Here is a 17,012-nt window from a genome sequence, read left to right as displayed (position 1 = left end):
CTGTCCGTCATGCTCACCGCCGTTGTCGCGGCCGTGGTGGCGCTGGCGGCGATGCTCGTCGCCAACCCCGCCCAGGCGGCCGGCAGCGGCGCCTTGCGCGGTACAGGTTCCAACCGGTGTCTCGATGTGCAGAACGTCAGCCAGGCCGACGGCGCGCTCCTGCAGATCTACGACTGCTCGAACGGCACCAACCAGACGTGGACGTCGACGTCCACCAACCAGCTGACCGTGTACGGCAACAAGTGCCTGGACGTTCCGAACCACGCCACCACGGCCGGTACCCGGGTGCAGATCTGGTCCTGCACCGGCGCGGCGAACCAGCAGTGGCGGGTGAACTCCGACGGCACGATCGTCGGAGTGGAGTCCGGGCTGTGCCTGGACGTTGCGGCCAAGGGCACGGCCAACGGCACCGCGGTGCAGATCTGGAACTGCAACGGCGGCACCAACCAGCAGTGGACCGGCCTGACCGGTACGCCGAACCCGACCCCCACCCCCACCCCCACGCCGACCGGCGGTACGTGTGCCCTCCCGTCGACGTACCGGTGGAGCTCGACCGGCGCACTCGCGCAGCCCGCGAACGGCTGGGCGTCGGTGAAGGACTTCACCAACGTCGTGTACAACGGCAAGCACCTGGTCTACGCCTCGAACGTGAACGGATCCTCGTACGGGTCGATGGCGTTCGCCCCCTTCACCAACTGGTCCGACATGGCGTCCACCGCCCAGACCGGGATGAGCCAGGGCGCGGTGGCGCCCACGCTGTTCTACTTCGCGCCCAAGAACATCTGGGTGCTGGCCTACCAGTGGGGCGCGTGGCCGTTCATCTACCGCACCTCCAGTGACCCCACCAACCCCAACGGCTGGTCCGCGCCGCAGCCGCTGTTCACCGGCAGCATCCCCAACTCCGGCACCGGCCCCATCGACCAGACCCTCATCGCCGACGACCAGAACATGTACCTGTTCTTCGCCGGCGACAACGGCAACATCTACCGCGCCAGCATGCCCATCGGGAACTTCCCCGGCAGCTTCGGCTCCTCCTACACCACGATCATGACCGACACGACGGCCAACCTGTTCGAGGCACCCCAGGTCTACAAGGTCAAGGGCCAGAACCAGTACCTCATGATCGTCGAGGCTCGGGGTACGAACGAGCAGCGCTACTTCCGCTCCTTCACGGCCACCAGCCTGAACGGCAACTGGACCCCGCAGGCCGCCACCGAGAACAACCCCTTCGCTGGCAAGGCCAACAGCGGCGCCACCTGGACCAACGACATCAGCCACGGCGACCTGGTCCGCAACAACCCCGACCAGACCATGACCATCGACCCCTGCAACCTCCAGCTCCTCTACCAGGGCAAGGCCCCCAACGCGGGCGGCCCCTACGACCAGCTGCCCTGGCGGCCGGGTGTCCTCACCCTGCAGCGCTGACCTGATCGTCTGCTGATCGGCAGCACCGCCTAGAGGTACCCCAGCCGGGGCATCGGCTGGGGTACCTCTGCGCTGCCGACGGGCCGACGACGCGCCTCGGGGCAACACCGGTACGGCCGTGCGAGCCTGACCCCATGTCAATCGCCGCCACCGTCGCAGTCCTGCTCATCGCCGCCGTGCACGTCTACATCATGATCATGGAGATGTTCCTGTGGACCACTCCGAAGGCCCGGGCGAGCTTCGGCACCACCGCTGAGTTCGCCGCCGCGACGAAGACGCTCGCGGCCAACCAGGGGCTGTACAACGGCATCCTCGCCGCAGGTCTGGTGTGGGGCGCTGTCGCGTCCGACCCGGTGGGCTTCCAGGTGAAGGTGTTCTTCCTGGTGTGTGTCGCGGTGGCCGGCGCGTACGGTGCCGCCACCTCCAGCCGGAAGATCATCTTCGTGCAGACCGTCCCCGCCCTGATCGCCCTGGCGCTGGTGCTGGCGGCCCACTGAGCGTGCGCGCCCGACCCGAAGCCACGGGAGGGCCGATCGGGTGGACACGCCACCGCGCCCTCGGCCTTGATCACGAATCCGCTGCGGAGCCGCCAGGCTGGTGCGCATGAGATCCCTGCGCAGCAGCGTCTTCCGGTGTGCGGCGGCGGCAGCACTGGCGACCGTCCCCGTGCTGGGGGCGGGCCCCGCCGTCGCCGCGCCGCGGGCCACCGGCGACCTCAAGCTGACCCTGGTGGCCCGGGTCTGCGCGAGCTACGGCGACGTGATGGCCAACCGGCAGCGGGGCGACAACATGCAGTCGCTGCAGGACCTCGGCAAGGACTCGGTGTACACCGACGGCCAGCCCGTGGCCCCCGACATCGAGGCCGCGAACGACCCGAACTGCACACCGCTGACCGGCTGGCGGTTCACTCTCGGCAGCGGTATCGGCGGCGAGGTGCAGGGCCTGTCCACCGTCACCCCCGTCCCGGACGGGCTCACCCAGGCCACCACCGTCGCCTCCGTCCCCGAGCTGGACACCAACCGCGCCGACACCGGCCGCACCCTGGCCGGCGCCGTCACCGTCGACCTGGACGACAGCCTGATCACCGTCGCCCGGAACCGCCGCCTGCAGATCCAGGGCGGCACTCCCACCGACCCGCTCAACCAGCAGCAGCTCGGCAACACGTTCTCCTTCGCGACGCTGCGCTGCGCCGTGGACAACCAGCGCGCCGACAACGTGGACCGGGCCGCCTACCCGACCGGCTCCACCCACGTGTTCTGTTACTACTACGCCGTCCGTCAGCCCAGCGAGCCGGGCACCATCGTGGTGCGCAAGCACGTGCAAGGCACTGCTGCGGCACGGCCGTTCGCCTTCGACGGCGACCTCTCCTTCAACCCCGGTGGCCTGTTCCAGCTCACCGCCGGGCCCGGCGCCGACGGCGAGCAGAGCTTCCGGCGGGCGGCCTCCGCCGAAACCGGGCGGCCGTGGACCGTACAGGAACAGGTTCCCACCGGCTGGACCATGACCTCGCTCGCCTGCACCTCGGCCAACGGCCGCAGCACCAGCACGACCAGCGGCGCCCGGGCCTCCGTCACCCTGGCCGCCGCCGACACGGTCACCTGCGTCTACACCGACGCGCCGAGCGACAGCGTCGCGCCGCTCACCCTGCTGAAGCAGACCAGCGGCGGCGTGGGCGGGCCGTTCGGCTTCACCGCCGAGGACGGCACCGCACTCGGCCGGGCCACCACCACCCAGCCGGACACCCCGGTCAGCGCCGGTACGACGTTCCTGGCGCCCGGCCGACACACCGTCACCGAGGCGATCCCGGACGGCTGGTCGCTCAGCGCGGTCTCCTGCCAGGGCACCACCGCCACCCCCTCCGCCGACGGCTTCACCCTCGACCTCCCGGCGGGCGGCGCCACCTGCACGGTCACCAACACCAGGGAGAACCCGCCGCCGCCCACGCCCACGACGGCACCCACCACCGTTCCGACGCCCGCGCCGGACTCGACCGAGCCGGGCCCGGCACTCCCCGAGACCGGTGGCACCGGACTCGCGGTGCTCGCCACCGCGGCGGCCGGGCTCGCTCTCGCGGGTACGGTCCTGCTGCTCGCCGCCCGGCGCCGCGGCTGACTCACTGTTCGGCTCGGTCCTACTCGGTCCGCAGCGCGGTGGCGGTCCGCGACCGGGCCGCCCAGCCGGCCGGGAGCAGTGCCCCGAGCAGGGCGATCACGATCCCGCCGGCCAGCAGGGGGACGAGCAGCCCGGGGGTGTAGACGTGGGACACGCTCGGCGGCAGGTGCCGGCCGATCGCGTTCCCCATCGGGGTCAGCGTCGCCTGCTCCACCGCGACCCCGAGCGGGACCCCGATCAGCCCGGCGATCAGGCCGGTGAGGGTCACCGAGGTCAGCACCATCGCAACGGTCTGCTTGGGCGTCATCCCGAGGGCCTTGAGGATCCCCAGATCATGGACCCGCTCCCGGGTGTCCTGCACCACCGTGCTCAGCACCCCGAGCGCGGCGACCGCGATCATCATCAGCGTGAGGGTGGCCACCAGGGCGCCCATGGTGATCACGATGATGTTCTTGCCCCCGCCCGAGCTCGCCTCGACCGAGGCGTTCAGCGGGGTCAGCGCGGCGGCGGCCGAGGCGGACCAGTCCTTTTCGTTGACGTTGTCGGCCAGCTCGACGTTGAACAGGTCGATGTGCGGGATCAGACCGGCGGCGGTGAAGGTGGCCGCATCCGTCATGACCGTGTAGTCGCCCTGGTTGGTGTCGAAGTTGATGCCGACGACCTTCAGCGACAGTTGCTTGTTCTGCTGCACCACGGTGACGTCGTCACCGACGTGGATCCCCACCGCCGAGGCCAACTTGTCGCCGACCACGGCCTCGCCGGGCGCCGAGTACCAGCGGCCGGACAGCAGCTCCATGTGCGTCCAGGAGAAGTCGCCGGTGACCGTGAACACCCTGGGCGGTTCGCCGCCGGGCGGGGCACCGACCATGGTCGCGCCGCTGTCGCCCCAGCCGAACGCGGCCTTCGTGCCCGGGATCTCGGCGAGCGCGGCGGCCACCTCGGCGGCATCCAGGTGCGGTTTGCGCGGGTCGTTGGGGCCGTAGCGATCCCAGGGCACGCCCACGTCGGCTGTGGGCATCACGAACTCCGACGCGATGTTGAAGCCCGAGGTGCTGGTGTCCAGGTACTTGTTGAACCCGGACTCCAGCCCCACCGCGAACGTGACGCTCACCACGCCGAACAGCACCGCCGCACCGACCAGTACGGCCCGGGCCGGCCGGGCGAACGGCTGGGCCAGCCCCAACGACACGGCCCGGGGCAGCGGCAGCCGCGAGGCCAGACGCTGCGCCGCCCGACCGCCCCCGGCCTTGGGGGCGCGGCCGACCACCAGGGCCCGCACCGTCGGCATCCGGCCGGCCCGCAGTGCCGGGACCAGAGCCGTGACACCGACGATCAGCAGGGTGCCCAGCGGCACCACGGCGCTGACCCACAACGGAATCGTGGCACTGGCCGCGCCGAGCTGCTTGGTGGCCCCGTCCAGGATCGGTACAGCCAGGAGGTTGCCGAAAGCCGTGCCGAGCACCAGGCCGAGTGTCGCCGGGATCATGGCCTGCGCGGTGTAGGCGCGGGCCACCTGCGAAGGGGTGAAGCCCAACGACTTCAGAATCCCGATGCGCCGGATTCCCGAGGCCACCGCCCCGCTGACCACGATCGCGATGATCAGCACCGACATGAACAGTCCGAGGATCCCGAAGGCGATCAGGAACGGCACGTAGGCCTTGGCGTTGCCGGTCACCTGCTGCTCCGCGGTCAGGTACGACTGTCCGCCCTCGACCGCGCCGGCCGGCACGGCGGCGGCCACCGCCTGCTTGTCGGCGGCGATGTCGGCGGCGGTCCCGGCCTCGGCGAACCGGTAGAGCATCTGGACGTCGGACTTGGCACCGGCGGCGGTGAGCCGCGCGAAACCGTCGGCGGTGGCGAAGGCGGTCGCGCTGTTGGTCACCGAGTTGGCGAAGCCGACGACCTTGAACGACGGCTTGCCCGGCAGGGCGGAGAACACCACCGAATCGCCGAAGCAGTCGGTGGCATAGTGCTGCCACGGCAGGGCGATCTCGCCCGGGCCGGTCGGCCAGCGCCCCTGGGTCAGCGCCAACTGGTCCATCCCGGAGGTGCTGCCCAGGTCGGGCCGGGTGGTGACGGTGATCGGACCGTTGTCGTGACCGGCCCAGTCCTTCTTGGAGCAGTCCGTGCCGATCGTCGTGTCCAGGGCGGCGGCGACCGGGTACGGTCCGGCCGCCTCGGTGACGCCGACGGCGTGCGCGGTGGCGGCGGCCTGCGCGGCCGTGGCCTTCGAGCCGTCGAACTGGACCGCCAGGTGCGCCCCGTTCCGAGCACTGAAGGCGTGGTCGAACGGGGCCTGCACGACGGCCAACAGGCCGAGGGAGAGTACTGAGGACGTCACCGCGGCGAACGTTGTCAGGGCGATGACGAGGGACTGGACCCGACGGCGGCCCACGCCGGAACGTACGACCTTGCCCAGGGCGCTCAACGGACCGCTCCCGCCGAGCTGTTGACGGTGGCGCCGCCCGCCGTGTTGACCACGTCCCGTGCCACCGCGCCGTCCACCAACTCGATCGTGCGGTGCGCGGTGCGCGCGGCCAGCTGCGCGTCGTGGGTGACCAGCAGGATGGTCTGGCCATCGCTGTTCAGGTCCAGCAGCAGCTCGCGCACGTCCTCGGCCGAGCCCGAGTCCAGCGCGCCGGTCGGCTCGTCGGCCAGCAGCAGCGCCGGCTCGTTCATCAGGGCCCTGGCCACCGCCACCCGCTGCCGTTCCCCGCCGGACAGCCGCTGCGGATAGGCCTGAGCATGCCGGTCGATGCCCAGCGAGTCGAGCAGCTCGACGGCCCGCCGCTTCGCTTCGCCCTTGCCCATCCCGGCCAGCTGCGCCGGAACCATGACGTTGTCCAACACGGTCAGGTCGTCCAGCAGGTTGAAGAACTGGAAGATCATGCCGATCGAGGCCCGGCGGTACTTCGCCGAACCGGCCTCGCCGAGCTGGTCGACGCGGGTGCCGTCGACGGTCACGGTGCCGCTGGAAGGCTTGTCCAGACCCGCGATCAGGTTCAGCAGCGTGGACTTGCCACTGCCGGAATGGCCGAGGATCGCCACGCACTCGCCGGCCGCCACGGACAAGGTGACGCCGGCCAGTGCGGGCGGGCCGTCGTCGTACTTCTTTGTCGTGTCGCGAAGATCGATCATCGGTGCATTCGTCATGACCATGAACCTAGGAACGGACCACGGTCCACCGCGTCGGCCGGCGGATGTCACCCCTTCCCGGGCCATCGCCCCGGGGGCGTATCCGGCGTACATCCCCGGGGCGACGCGCAGCGCCGACGCCACTGAATACGATCTCCGCATGGAACAGCTTCTCCAGCGTCTCTCGGCATCGAAGCGCGTGACCTGGCTGATGTCACAGGCCGTGGTGCTGGCCACCGCCGGCTTGTACGCGCTGATTCTCGCCTTGACGATGCTGCCCACTGATTGGGCGCACTACGACGGCCTGTTCCGGTTCCCCGGGCTCGATCCCTTCCAGATGCTCGGTCTCTGCGTCCTGCTCGCCCTGCCGGTTCTGCTGGTGCGCCGGCTGCCCGCGGCGGTATTCGCGGCGGTCCTGGGCGAAGCAGTCCTCGGCGACGCCTTCGGCGCGCGGCCCTTGATCGTGTTCGTCCTGCTCGTCGGCTTGGGCGGGTACCTCGCCGCCCGGCGGCCGAAGGCTGCCGCCGTCGGCTCCGTCGCGGCCGTGGTGGCCGCGTTCTTCAACTGCCTCCACGGCCGCGAGCAGACCGTCAGCGACGCGTCCCAGTGGGCCGGGCAGTTCGCGTTGTGGTTCGCGGTCGCGTGGGTCTTCGGGCAGGTGTATCGCAAACGCCGTGAATACCTCGAAGCCCTGCAGGAGCAGACCGGGGCCCGCGTCGTCATGGCCGAGCGGCTGCGGATCGCCCGCGAGCTGCACGACAGCGTCGCGCACAGCATCGGGATCATCACGGTGCTGTCGGGCGCGGCGGCGCGGGTCGTGGAGACCAAGCCCGAGCAGGCGCGGCAGGCGCTGACCGGCATCGAGACCACCAGCCGGGAGACGCTGCTGGAGCTGCAGCGCATGCTCGGGGCGCTCCGCCGCGCCGAGCCCGACGACGCCATGCCGCAGGCCGCTCCGCTGGCGCCGGCCGGCAGCCTGGCCGACGTCCCGCAGCTCGCCGAACGCACGGCCGGCGCCGGGGTGCGGGTTCAGGTGACCTGGCGGGGCGAGCGGCGTCCGTTGCCGCCGGAGATCGAGCTGTCGGCGTTCCGGATCGTCCAGGAGTCGGTGACGAACGTGGTGCGGCATTCCAGGGCGCGAACGTGCCGGGTCGCGGTTGGTTACGAGCCGGAAGGGGTGACGATCGAGGTGGTGGACGACGGGGACGACGGTCATGGCGGGCCGGGCCGTCCGAGGCTCTCCGCGGCCGGCGGGAGCGGCTTCGGCCTGCTCGGCATGCGCGAGCGGGTGACGTTGCTGTCCGGCCAGTTCAGCGCCGGCCAGCGTCCGGAGGGCGGATTCCGGGTGACGGCGAGGCTGCCGGCATGAGCGTACGGGTGCTGCTGGTCGACGACCAGCCACTGATGCTGGTGGGGCTCGGGATCCTGGTCGGCGACACCGACGACCTGGAGGTGGTCGGCCAGGCCGGCGACGGCTGCGAGGCGGTGCGCCTGGTGCGTGAACTGCGGCCGGACGTCGTGGTGATGGACATCCGGATGCCGGGCATGGACGGGATCGAGGCGACCCGACAGGCGACCGCCGAGCCTGACCCGCCCAAGGTCCTGGTGCTGACGACCTTCGACCACGACGAGTACGTCTACGGCGCACTGCGCGCCGGGGCCAGCGGATTCCTCCTCAAGAGCATGGCCCTGGACGCGATCCTGGAAGCGATCCGCGTGGTGGCCGCGGGCGACGCGCTGATCGCGCCGAGCGTGACCCGACGGCTGATCGCGGACTTCGCCGGAACGTCCGGCCCCGCGGCCCCCGAACCGGACGCCGGGCCCGCCGCGGAGTCGAGTCCCATCGCGGGGATCACCGACCGGGAGCGCGAGGTGCTGGCACTGGTCGGACAGGGACTGTCGAACACCGAGATAGCCGAGCGGCTGGTGATCAGCGCGGCGACCGCGAAGACCCATGTCGCGCGTCTGTTCGCCAAGCTCGAGGCTCGGGACCGCGTCCACCTGGCGATCATCGCCTTCGAAACCGGACTCGTGCCGCGTAGACGGTAGGGGCAGACGGTAGGCGCAAGCTCACTGGGCCGGGCCGAAACCTCCCCACACCGCGGCGGACCCGGCGGAGCTCGGCGCCTCCACCCGATAGCTGTCCTTGCCGGTGTTGCGCGTGCCGGTGGCGTGGTTGTACTGGGCCGCGAACTCGTGCTGTCCGGCCGGCACGGTGCGGCCCGCCTTGAGGACCCAGCGGTAGACCAGCGCGCCGCCGGTCTCCTGGACGGTGACGGTGAAGTCGTCGACCGGCAGGGTCCGCCAGTTTCCGGTACTCCGTACGTCGCCGGTCTGCGCGATCCGCAGTTCCACCGTGAGCGAGGTGAGCGGCTGGGTGGTCTTGAGGACGAGGTCACTCTGGCCCCAGTACACGGTGTTGTGCGGGCCCATCGACCCCTCCGACCACAGCGGGCCGTTCTGGGTCCGGCTGCTCGCCGACGGAGTGGGGCGCGGGCTGCTCGGGGTGGTGGCCGGGGCCGGGGCACTGGTGCTGTGAGCCGACGGTGTCGGAGTCGGCGTGGCGGTCGGGGACGGCACGGCGGGAACCGGGGCCGGCGGCGACGGTGCTCCGACGATGCCCGCGACGGCGAGACCTCCGGTCGTCAGGATGCCGAAGGTGACGACGCCGGCCAGCACCGCCCTGCGCCAGGACCTCGCGATCGACGGTGTGCGGTGCTTGACGGTGCCCCCGGCCGCGCCGCGCTCCATCCGCGCCAGGATCTGGGCGCGGTCCGGCTGGTGGGCCTCGGCCGCCTCGCGCAGACGACGGCTGATCTCCTCGTTCATCGGGCCCCCCTTCCGATCGCCAGTTCTCCGACCGCTCGTACACCAAGTATTCGTTCCAGTTCGGCCATACCTTTCGAGGTCTGGCTCTTCACCGTACCGACCGATATGCCCAGGGCCGCGGCGGTGTCCTTCTCCGACAGGTCGAAGGCATGACGCAGCACCACGCACGCCCGCTTGCGGAACGGCAGCCGGGCCAGCGCCGCCCGGACGTCGAGCACGCCCGCCACGTCCGGCCCCGCTGTCTCCTCCGGGCTGCGGGACCAGAACAGCGTGATCCGGCGGCGTTCGCGGACCGCGCTCCTGATCCGTTCGCGGGCGAGATTGGCCACCACGCCGCGAGCGTAGGCGACCGGGTGCTGCGCCTCCCGCAGGCGGTCCCAGCGTTGCCACAGGGCGAGCAGGGCATCTGCGGCGAGGTCGTCGGCCGCGTCCTTCTCGCCGGTCAGAAGGTGGGCGAAACGGGCCAGTTCGGCGTAGTGGCGTTCGAAGAAGTCGTGGAACTCCGCGGACGCGTTGTCGGGGAGCATCTCCCTCGGTCGCCCTCTCCCTGCGATGTGCGCGTTAACAATCGGCCTGAGCGTAACAGTGCCCATCACCACGTCAGGACGGCGGTCGCCGCACCGCCCGCCCACGCCGCAGCCGCGGAATGCCGTGTTTCGTTGTCCTCATTGCCCATCCGTTCGCCTGCCCGAGTCGACGTTGCATCCCTAGGTGGCCGCCGGAGGAGGAAAGGTTGCCGCCCGCGCGAAAAGTTTTTTCCCGGGGAGGTCAGGCCGGGTCGAACGGCAGCCGCAGCCGGACCCGGTACCCGCCGTCCGGCGTCGGGCCCGCCTCCAGCGAGCCGTTCAGGATCTCGGCCCGCTCCCCCAGCCCGACCAGGCCGAGCTGGGAGCCGGGGAGCGGGAGCGCCGGGCGGGTGGCCGGGGTGTTGGTGACGGTCACTCCGATCCGCTCCCCCTCCTGCCGGAGTTCGACCCGGGCCGTGGCGCCGGGGGCGTGCTTGCGGACGTTGGTCAGCGCCTCCTGCACCGTGCGGTAGACGGCGCGCTGCGCCGGGGTGCTCACCGTGGCGGGGAGCTGTCCGGTCAGCTCGGCCGGGATGCCGCTCGACTCCACCAGCCGGCGCAGATCGGCCAGCGTGGGCTGGGGCGTCAGCTCGGTGTCGCGGCCGCCGGAGGCGCGCAACAGCCGTACCATGGTGCGGAGTTCGTCGAGCGTGGTGACGCTCAGGGTCCGGATCGTCCGGGCGGCCTGCTCGGCGTCCGGGTCCTGGGTGGCGACCTGGAGCGCCCCGGCCTGTACCGCGATCAGGCTGACCTGGTGGGAGACCACGTCGTGCATCTCGCGGGCCAGCTGCGCGCGCTCGCGGGCCAGCACGGCCTGAGCGTACAGGGCCCGTTCGTGCTCCCTGGCCTCCTGGATCTCGGCCAGCTGCCGGACGGACTTCCGCTGCGCCCTGACGAGTTGGCCCATCAGGACGGGCGCCGCGGCGGTCGCCAGGTTGTACGCGGCGTAGATCGCCGTGGTGATCCGGCCGAGCTCCGCCGGGCCGAGCAGCGGCCAGGGGACGGTGCCCACGGCGGCGGCCAGCACGGCGCACCCGGCGAGCAGCCGGCGGTTCCGGGAGCGTTCGGCCAGCGTGAACAGCGCGACCAGGGTGGCCAGCGCGACGTCCTGCATGAGGGCGAGTGGCAGGGTGAGCACGAAGACGGCGAGCGGGAACCGGCGCCGGAAGGCCAGCGCGGCGCAGCCGAGCGCGGCCAGCGCCAGACCGAGCGGCGCCTCCTCCTCGAAGTTCACCAGCACGTCGGCGGCGGCCGCCAGCACCAGGGCGAGGTCGACGACCGGTGCGGGCACCCGCCGCCACCAGGTCCGTTCGCGGCTCACCGGCCGGTCTCCGTCCGCCGGTGCTCGTCGAGCAGGCCGGCCCGCTGCGCCAGCAGGGCGGCCTGCACCCGGCTGGTCACCCGCAGCCTGGTCAGGATCGCGCTGACGTGCTCCTTCACCGTGCCCGTCCCCAGGTGCAGACGCGCTCCGACCTCGCCGTTCGACAGCCCCTCGGCCACCAGGACGAGCACGTCACGCTCGCGGTCGGTGAGCAGCCGGACCCGGGCCGACTGCTCGTCAGCCACCGCTCCGCTGCCGGGGTGGCCGCGCAGCAGGGCACGGGACGCCTTGGGCGACAGCACCACGCCCCCGGCCGCCAGGGTGCGGACCATCGGGGCCAGCTGCTCCGGCTCGGTGTCCTTCAGCAGGAAGCCCGCCGCACCGGAGTCGAGCGCGGCCAGGATGTACTCGTCGGTGTCGAAGGTGGTCAGCATCGCCACCACCGGCCCGTCCGTCCTCGTCCGCAGCTCGCGCAGCACGGTCAGCCCGTCCACGTCCGGCATCCGGATGTCCAGCAGGACCACGTCGGGCCGCTCCCGGCGCACCGTCTCGACGGCCGCTCCCCCGCCTGCGGTCGCGACCACCTCGATGTCCTCGGACGCGCCCAGGATCAGCCCGAATCCGGACCTGACCAGGGCCTCGTCGTCCACCACCACTACCCGGATCACGTACGTTCCTCGTCCTCGCCCAAGCCCACCGACTCCCGACCCTACGGGTCCATCAGCGCGCTGCCGTCCGACCCTGCGGTCGGTTGTGGGCAGCCGGTCGGCGGGCACCGGGCGGCCGGGTGGCGGCGGGCGACCGCCGACCGGCCGTCAGGTCCGGCCTGCCGCCGGGTACCTGACGTACCCGCGCGGAAACCAGGCTGACGGACATGACCCGACCGCTTCCGAGCCCCGACCACGCCACCCGCGCCCGGCCGTCCCCCGCCCCGGTGTCGCCGACGGCGAGGCTGGTCGGCCTGGACCTGGCCCGGGCGCTCGCCGTGTTCGGCATGTTCGCCGCGCACGTGGGCCCCGATCCGGCGGTCGGCGGCCCCGGCGGTGCGCTGCTGTTCCTCACCCATGGCCGGGCGTCGGCGCTGTTCGCCCTGCTGGCCGGTGTCGCGCTGGTGATCGTCGCGGGCCGCCCGCAGGCGAGGACCGGCCCGGCCCGACGGCAGGCGGTGGCCCGGATCGTGATCCGGGCGGTGATCCTGCTGCTGCTCGGCTTCGGCCTCACGCTGTCGGGCACCCCGGTCGCGGTGATCCTGGCCTACTACGCCGTCTACTTCCTGCTGGCGCTGCCGCTGCTCCGGCTGCCGGCCGACACGCTGGCGCTGATCGCGGCGCTCTGGGCCCTGACCGGTCCTCAGCTGTCGTTCGTGGTGCGCACCGCCTTCGGGCTCGGTGACGAGCCTCCGACCGGCCTGGTCGAAAGCCCGGTGGAGCTGCTGCTCACCGGCGTGTACCCGGCGGCGACCTGGATGCCGTTCGTGATCGCGGGCATGGCGGTGGGCCGCCTCGACCTCGGCTCGGCGGCGGTGCGCCGGCGGCTCGCGGGCCTCGGTCTGGCTCTGGCGGCCAACGGGTACGGCCTGTCCTGGCTGCTGCTCCGGGCCACCTCGGGGCCGGACACGCCGGCCGAGACGGGCACCGTCCCGATCGCGAACCCGGCCGGCCTGCTGATCGCCTCGCCGCACAGCGGGACCACCTTCGAGATCCTCGGCGGCACGGGGGTGGCGCTGCTGGTGGTGGCCGGCTGCCTCGCGCTCCTCGACGCGCTGCCCGCCGTACGGCGGCTGCTCGCCCCGGTGATCGCCGTCGGCACGATGTCGCTGACGGTCTACGTGGGGCACGTCATCGGCATCGGCCTGCTCGGGATCGACGAGCTGCCCGGCTCCCCTCCGGCGGTGCTCGCTCTCTTCGTCACGGTGTCGGTGCTCTTCGCGGGCGTGTGGTCACCCCTGTTCGGACGCGGGCCGCTGGAGCACCTGCTGCATGTCTCAACCAGGCTCGCCCGGCCCCGTGCCTGAGCCCGGGGCCGGGCACTGACGCTCCGTCAGGCCGCAGGCCGGCCGAAGGGGGCGAAGGTCAGCGGCGGATTGGCGTTGCGCACCAGGGTCATGGCCTGCTCCGGCCACCAGGCACCGGCCGCCGGGTCGACGCTGCCGTACTCGGGATCGATCGTGCCGCCGGGGATGTTGCGGTTGCACTGCCCGTCGGACTGGCCGACGGTCTTGATCCACAGGTACGCGTCCACCAGCGGTGTGCCGGTGTCGGCGGTGGGGCGGTTCCCGATGCCGCGCCCGGGCGGGTTGCACCAGGTCTGCGGGTCACCCGGGTACTTGCCGGCCGGCGGGGTCCAGCCGCCCTGGCCGTTGCGGCTGGTGTCCACCACGAAATGGGTCAGCGCGTTCAGCGGCGCGGTTCCGGCGTTCTGCTCGAACCACTGGTCGGTCCAGTGCCAGGTGCTGGGGTCGTCCGCGTTGACCGAGTTCCCCGGCTGCCCGTCGTTCGGCGCGGTCGGCGAGTAGTACTGGCTCGCGCACCAGTCGGTGTGCCCGCGCGCGGCCTCCGGGCCCTTGGTGGCGTACCAGAGGCACTTCGACACCCAGGTGCCATAGTGGTCGGACAGGCCGGTCGCGAAGAAGTTGGACACGTTCAGCGAGAACCCCTGGGTCCGCTCGACGCCCGCGTCCAGCAGGCGCTTCGCCGCGTTGCCGACGCTCTGCCAGTGGCTGTTCCCGGCGTCCAGGTAGACCACCGTGTTCGGCTGCCGCTCCAGCACGTCGATCGCGTACCGCAGGTCGGCCATCCGGCCCGCCGTGATCGCGCCGGTCGGGTCGCTGTCCGGGCCGCAGTCGGTGGGCAGGTTGGCCAGGGCGTCGGGCTCGAGGACGATCACGGCCTTGCTCTTGCCCAGGCCGCGGGCCAGCGCCGCGATCCAGGCCTGGTACTCCGCGTCGGACTGCGCGCCGCCGCTGGAGTACTGCGAGCAGTCCCGCAGCGGGACGTTGTAGGCGACCAGCACCGGGACGGTCCCGGTGAGGGCCGCACGGCGGGTCAGCGAACGGGCCCGGACCTCCACCTCGGCGGGAGTGCCGTCGGTGAACCAGTCGGCCTCCGGCCAGCTCGCGAGCTTGGCCATGGCGGCGGCGCCCGCGAAGTCGTGGCCCCGCAGGTAGCGGACGGCCTGCTTCGCGGCGTCGCTCTGCGGGTCGACGTAGAACCGGGTGCCGGCGGGCAGGGTGTGGCCGGTGGCCTGCTGGGCCTCCGCCTGCACCGGCACGGCGACGGCCGTGAGCAGGGCGGCCAGCGCGGCGGGGAGCAGGGTGCGGGGGATGCGCGGTCTCATGGGTTTTCCTCTTCTGGACCGCTCGGAGCGGGGAGTGGCCCGCCCCGAGCGGAGTTGGTGTCGATCCCCGGTCAGTAGCCGTAGATCATCTTGTACGCGACCTCGGGCAGGAACTGCCCGGCCGTCGATCCGGTGCCGGTGCCGCAGTTGCCGTCGGACTCGCCGGGGGCCTTGACCCACAGCAGCATCTCGGGACCGCCGCCCGTGCGGGTGGTGGGCGTGCCGGTCTTCCGGCCGGCCGGGTTGCACCAGTTGCCGTCGGATCCGTTGCCGTTGCGGCTGGTGTCGACGACGTACGACTTGCTGTAGCCGTACGAGGACTTCAGCGCCGCGTTGACGGCGTTGCCGTACGTGGTGTTCTGCCCGGTGGGGTAGAAGTTCGAGACGTTGAGCGAGAAGCCGTGGGCCCCGCTCACCCCGGCGGCGGCCAGCCGCTGGGCCGCGGTGGCGGCGCTCAGCCAGCCGGGGTTGCCGGCGTCCAGGTAGACCCAGGTGTTCGGGGCCTTGGCGTTGAACTGGGCGATGGCGTTGCGCAGCATCCCGTTGCGGTCGGAGATCTGAGCCGGCGTCATGCAGTCCTGGTGCCCGACCGCGTCGGGCTCCAGGACGACCAGGGCCGGCCGGTTGCCGATGCCACTGGCGAAGGCGGCGATCCAGGAGTTGTACTCCGCGACGGATCCGGCCCCGCCGCCGGACTGCCCGGCGCAGATGTCCCGGCCGGGGATGTTGTAGGCCACCAGGACCGGCAGTTTCCCGCCGGCCGCCGCGGCGCCGACGTAGGCGCCGGTCGCGGTCCCGATGGTGCCGCTCCAGTTGCCGAACCAGCGTGCCATCGGCACGTTGGCGATCGAGCTCTGGATCGCGGCGGCGCGGCCGTCCCCGCGGTGGGAGTTGACCCACTGCTGGGAACTGGAGTTGGGGTCGGCGTAGTAGCCGTTGGTCATGCCGGTCGGGTCGGCGGCGTACGCCGTCCCGGGCTGGACCGCGAACAGCAGGGCGGTCAGCGCTGGTGCGATGAGAAGTGCCGTACTGCGGCGTGTGCGGCGCATGGGGCTTCCTCCGCTGTGGGTGGAGTGGGGGAGGTGGAAGCGCTTCCAGTTGCCAGATGATTGAGGCTGCGCGCCGCGATGTCAATACCTACGGCTACCTTCACAGCGCCGGTGCTCGGCGGTACAGTCCCGACTGGAAGCGCTTCCAGTTTTGACCCGACGGAGGCGCGATATCCTGTGCACTGGCATCAACACCGAGGTGAACCACCATGACGGACGAACCGACGCGCCGAAGGCCGACCCTGGACGAGGTCGCCGAGCACGCCGGGGTGTCCCGTACCGCGGCGTCGAGGGTGTTGAACAACGCCCCGAACGTGAGCAGCGGCAAACGCGAGGCCGTCCAGCGCGCGATCAAGGAGCTCGGGTACGTCCCCAATCCGACGGCCCGCGCCCTGGCGACCCAGCAGGCCGGGGCGGTGGCCCTGATCATCGCCGGGGAGGACCCGGCCGTGCTGGCCGACCCGTTCTACGGGCAGGTCATCGCGGGTGCCTCGACCGCACTGGAGGAGACCGACCTGCACCTGGTGCTCTGTCTGGCCACCTCCACCCGCGGCCAGATCCGGGTGAAGCAGCTGCTGCAGAGCCGGGCGGTGGACGGGGTGATGCTGATGTCCCTGCGCGGGGACGATCCGCTGTCCCAGCTAGCCCTGGAGGCCGGCGTCCCCGCCGTGTTCGGTGGAAAGCCGCTGCACGGGCACGCCCCGTTCTACGTGGACGTGGACAACGTGCGCGGCGCCCGGGAGGCGACCGAACACCTGGTCTCGCTCGGCCGCACCCGGATCGCGACCATCACCGGGCCGCTGGACACCGACGTCGGCCGGGCCCGCAGACGCGGCTACCACGAGGCGCTGACCCTGGCCGGTCTCCCCTACCGCGCGGAGGTCGGCGGTGACTTCACCGAGCGGAACGGCATGGCCGCGATGGAGTCCCTGCTCACCCGACACCCGGACCTGGACGCGGTGTTCGCCGCCAACGACAACATGGCGGCGGGCGCGCTGCGGGTGCTGCACCGCGCGGGCCGCACCGTTCCCTCGGAGGTCGCCGTGGTCGGCTTCGACGGCCTGGCCATCTCCGAGATCGCCGATCCGCCGCTCACCACGGTCCATCAGCCGATACGGGACATCGGCCGGGAGATGACCCGCATGCTGCTCGCACTGATCGCGGGCGAGAAGCCGAGTCCGCTGATCCTGCCCACCACGCTGATCCGGCGCGAATCCGCCTGATCCCGGTCGGTCCGCC

15 protein-coding genes are annotated in these 17,012 nt (G+C 71.9%); 7 read left to right on the top strand and 8 right to left on the bottom strand.

Features of this window, described 5'->3' with window-relative positions:
- The first annotated feature begins 9 nt into the window (after positions 1-9).
- The 3 genes from F4556_RS33045 to F4556_RS33035 all read left to right on the top strand — a co-directional run bounded on the left by F4556_RS33045 (position 10) and on the right by F4556_RS33035 (position 3,537).
- Positions 10-1,425, top strand: a complete 1,416-nt coding sequence (locus tag F4556_RS33045; RefSeq protein WP_221504663.1) for a non-reducing end alpha-L-arabinofuranosidase family hydrolase — start codon at positions 10-12, stop codon at positions 1,423-1,425.
- Between the two features lie 134 nt (positions 1,426-1,559).
- Entirely contained in the window at positions 1,560-1,922 is a 363-nt protein-coding gene (locus F4556_RS33040; protein WP_184922735.1) for a DUF1304 domain-containing protein, read from the top strand.
- A 106-nt stretch (positions 1,923-2,028) separates the two neighbouring features.
- On the top strand, positions 2,029-3,537 hold the full coding sequence (locus F4556_RS33035) for a prealbumin-like fold domain-containing protein (RefSeq protein ID WP_184922733.1): 1,509 nt from the start codon (positions 2,029-2,031) through the stop codon (positions 3,535-3,537).
- 19 nt (positions 3,538-3,556) lie between these two features.
- Here the strand turns inward: F4556_RS33035 and F4556_RS33030 are convergent, their stop codons facing one another.
- Positions 3,557-5,878 (bottom strand): ABC transporter permease, encoded by a 2,322-nt coding sequence (locus tag F4556_RS33030; RefSeq protein ID WP_313068984.1) that lies wholly within the window; start codon positions 5,876-5,878, stop codon positions 3,557-3,559.
- 83 nt (positions 5,879-5,961) lie between these two features.
- A complete protein-coding gene (locus F4556_RS33025; RefSeq protein WP_184922729.1) occupies positions 5,962-6,690 on the bottom strand; it encodes an ABC transporter ATP-binding protein in 729 nt (242 codons plus the stop codon).
- A 142-nt stretch (positions 6,691-6,832) separates the two neighbouring features.
- On the opposite strand from F4556_RS33025, the gene F4556_RS33020 reads away from it, so the two are divergent.
- Positions 6,833-8,041, top strand: coding sequence for a sensor histidine kinase (locus tag F4556_RS33020; protein WP_184922727.1), 1,209 nt, complete (start codon positions 6,833-6,835; stop codon positions 8,039-8,041).
- Positions 8,038-8,721: a response regulator gene (locus tag F4556_RS33015; protein WP_184922725.1), complete on the top strand. Its 684-nt coding sequence runs from the start codon at positions 8,038-8,040 to the stop codon at positions 8,719-8,721. Before F4556_RS33020 ends, F4556_RS33015 begins: the two co-directional genes overlap by 4 nt.
- Positions 8,722-8,742: 21 nt before the next feature.
- On the opposite strand, the gene F4556_RS33010 is transcribed toward F4556_RS33015, so the two are convergent.
- From F4556_RS33010 to F4556_RS32995, 4 genes are all read right to left on the bottom strand, one after another.
- Entirely contained in the window at positions 8,743-9,501 is a 759-nt protein-coding gene (locus F4556_RS33010; RefSeq protein ID WP_184922723.1) for a hypothetical protein, read from the bottom strand.
- Positions 9,498-10,028, bottom strand: coding sequence for a SigE family RNA polymerase sigma factor (locus F4556_RS33005; protein ID WP_184922721.1), 531 nt, complete (start codon positions 10,026-10,028; stop codon positions 9,498-9,500). The genes F4556_RS33010 and F4556_RS33005 overlap by 4 nt, the downstream gene beginning before the upstream one ends.
- 241 nt (positions 10,029-10,269) lie before the next feature.
- Positions 10,270-11,388, bottom strand: coding sequence for a sensor histidine kinase (locus F4556_RS33000; RefSeq protein ID WP_184922719.1), 1,119 nt, complete (start codon positions 11,386-11,388; stop codon positions 10,270-10,272).
- Positions 11,385-12,056 (bottom strand): response regulator, encoded by a 672-nt coding sequence (locus F4556_RS32995; protein WP_184922717.1) that lies wholly within the window; start codon positions 12,054-12,056, stop codon positions 11,385-11,387. The genes F4556_RS33000 and F4556_RS32995 overlap by 4 nt, the downstream gene beginning before the upstream one ends.
- A 206-nt stretch (positions 12,057-12,262) precedes the next feature.
- Here F4556_RS32995 and F4556_RS32990 point away from each other — a divergent pair, with 206 nt between their 5' ends.
- On the top strand, positions 12,263-13,402 hold the full coding sequence (locus F4556_RS32990; protein WP_184922715.1) for a DUF418 domain-containing protein: 1,140 nt from the start codon (positions 12,263-12,265) through the stop codon (positions 13,400-13,402).
- 26 nt (positions 13,403-13,428) lie between these two features.
- Here F4556_RS32990 and F4556_RS32985 read toward each other — a convergent pair whose 3' ends face one another.
- Together F4556_RS32985 and F4556_RS32980 are read right to left on the bottom strand one after the other, a co-directional pair.
- On the bottom strand, positions 13,429-14,724 hold the full coding sequence (locus F4556_RS32985; RefSeq protein ID WP_184922713.1) for a glycoside hydrolase family 6 protein: 1,296 nt from the start codon (positions 14,722-14,724) through the stop codon (positions 13,429-13,431).
- A gap of 71 nt (positions 14,725-14,795) precedes the next feature.
- Complete coding sequence (locus tag F4556_RS32980; RefSeq protein WP_184922711.1) at positions 14,796-15,773, bottom strand: glycoside hydrolase family 6 protein; 978 nt, start codon at positions 15,771-15,773, stop codon at positions 14,796-14,798.
- Positions 15,774-15,982: 209 nt separating this feature from the next.
- Here F4556_RS32980 and F4556_RS32975 point away from each other — a divergent pair, with 209 nt between their 5' ends.
- Positions 15,983-16,996 carry a LacI family DNA-binding transcriptional regulator gene (locus tag F4556_RS32975; protein WP_184922709.1) on the top strand — a complete coding sequence of 338 codons (1,014 nt, stop codon included), beginning with the start codon at positions 15,983-15,985 and terminating at the stop codon, positions 16,994-16,996.
- The last annotated feature ends 16 nt before the right edge of the window (positions 16,997-17,012 follow it).

It is taken from the genome of Kitasatospora gansuensis (assembly GCF_014203705.1).
GTDB classification, from domain to species: Bacteria; Actinomycetota; Actinomycetes; order Streptomycetales; family Streptomycetaceae; genus Kitasatospora; species Kitasatospora gansuensis.
The sequence above is the reverse complement of the archived record's forward strand: the minus strand, read 5'-3'. Positions and strand labels throughout refer to the sequence as shown.

Excerpts from the sequence above, each read along its gene's own strand:
- F4556_RS32990 (WP_184922715.1), top strand. The coding sequence starts at position 12,263 with ATGACCCGACCGCTTCCGAGCCCCGACCACGCCACCCGCGCCCGGCCG.
- F4556_RS33005 (WP_184922721.1), bottom strand. The coding sequence starts at position 10,028 with ATGCTCCCCGACAACGCGTCCGCGGAGTTCCACGACTTCTTCGAACGC.
- F4556_RS32980 (WP_184922711.1), bottom strand. The coding sequence starts at position 15,773 with ATGCGCCGCACACGCCGCAGTACGGCACTTCTCATCGCACCAGCGCTG.
- F4556_RS33040 (WP_184922735.1), top strand. The coding sequence starts at position 1,560 with ATGTCAATCGCCGCCACCGTCGCAGTCCTGCTCATCGCCGCCGTGCAC.
- F4556_RS33025 (WP_184922729.1), bottom strand. The coding sequence starts at position 6,690 with ATGACGAATGCACCGATGATCGATCTTCGCGACACGACAAAGAAGTAC.
- F4556_RS32985 (WP_184922713.1), bottom strand. The coding sequence starts at position 14,724 with ATGAGACCGCGCATCCCCCGCACCCTGCTCCCCGCCGCGCTGGCCGCC.
- F4556_RS33015 (WP_184922725.1), top strand. The coding sequence starts at position 8,038 with ATGAGCGTACGGGTGCTGCTGGTCGACGACCAGCCACTGATGCTGGTG.
- F4556_RS33020 (WP_184922727.1), top strand. The coding sequence starts at position 6,833 with ATGGAACAGCTTCTCCAGCGTCTCTCGGCATCGAAGCGCGTGACCTGG.
- F4556_RS33035 (WP_184922733.1), top strand. The coding sequence starts at position 2,029 with ATGAGATCCCTGCGCAGCAGCGTCTTCCGGTGTGCGGCGGCGGCAGCA.
- F4556_RS33045 (WP_221504663.1), top strand. The coding sequence starts at position 10 with ATGCTCACCGCCGTTGTCGCGGCCGTGGTGGCGCTGGCGGCGATGCTC.
- F4556_RS33010 (WP_184922723.1), bottom strand. The coding sequence starts at position 9,501 with ATGAACGAGGAGATCAGCCGTCGTCTGCGCGAGGCGGCCGAGGCCCAC.
- F4556_RS32975 (WP_184922709.1), top strand. The coding sequence starts at position 15,983 with ATGACGGACGAACCGACGCGCCGAAGGCCGACCCTGGACGAGGTCGCC.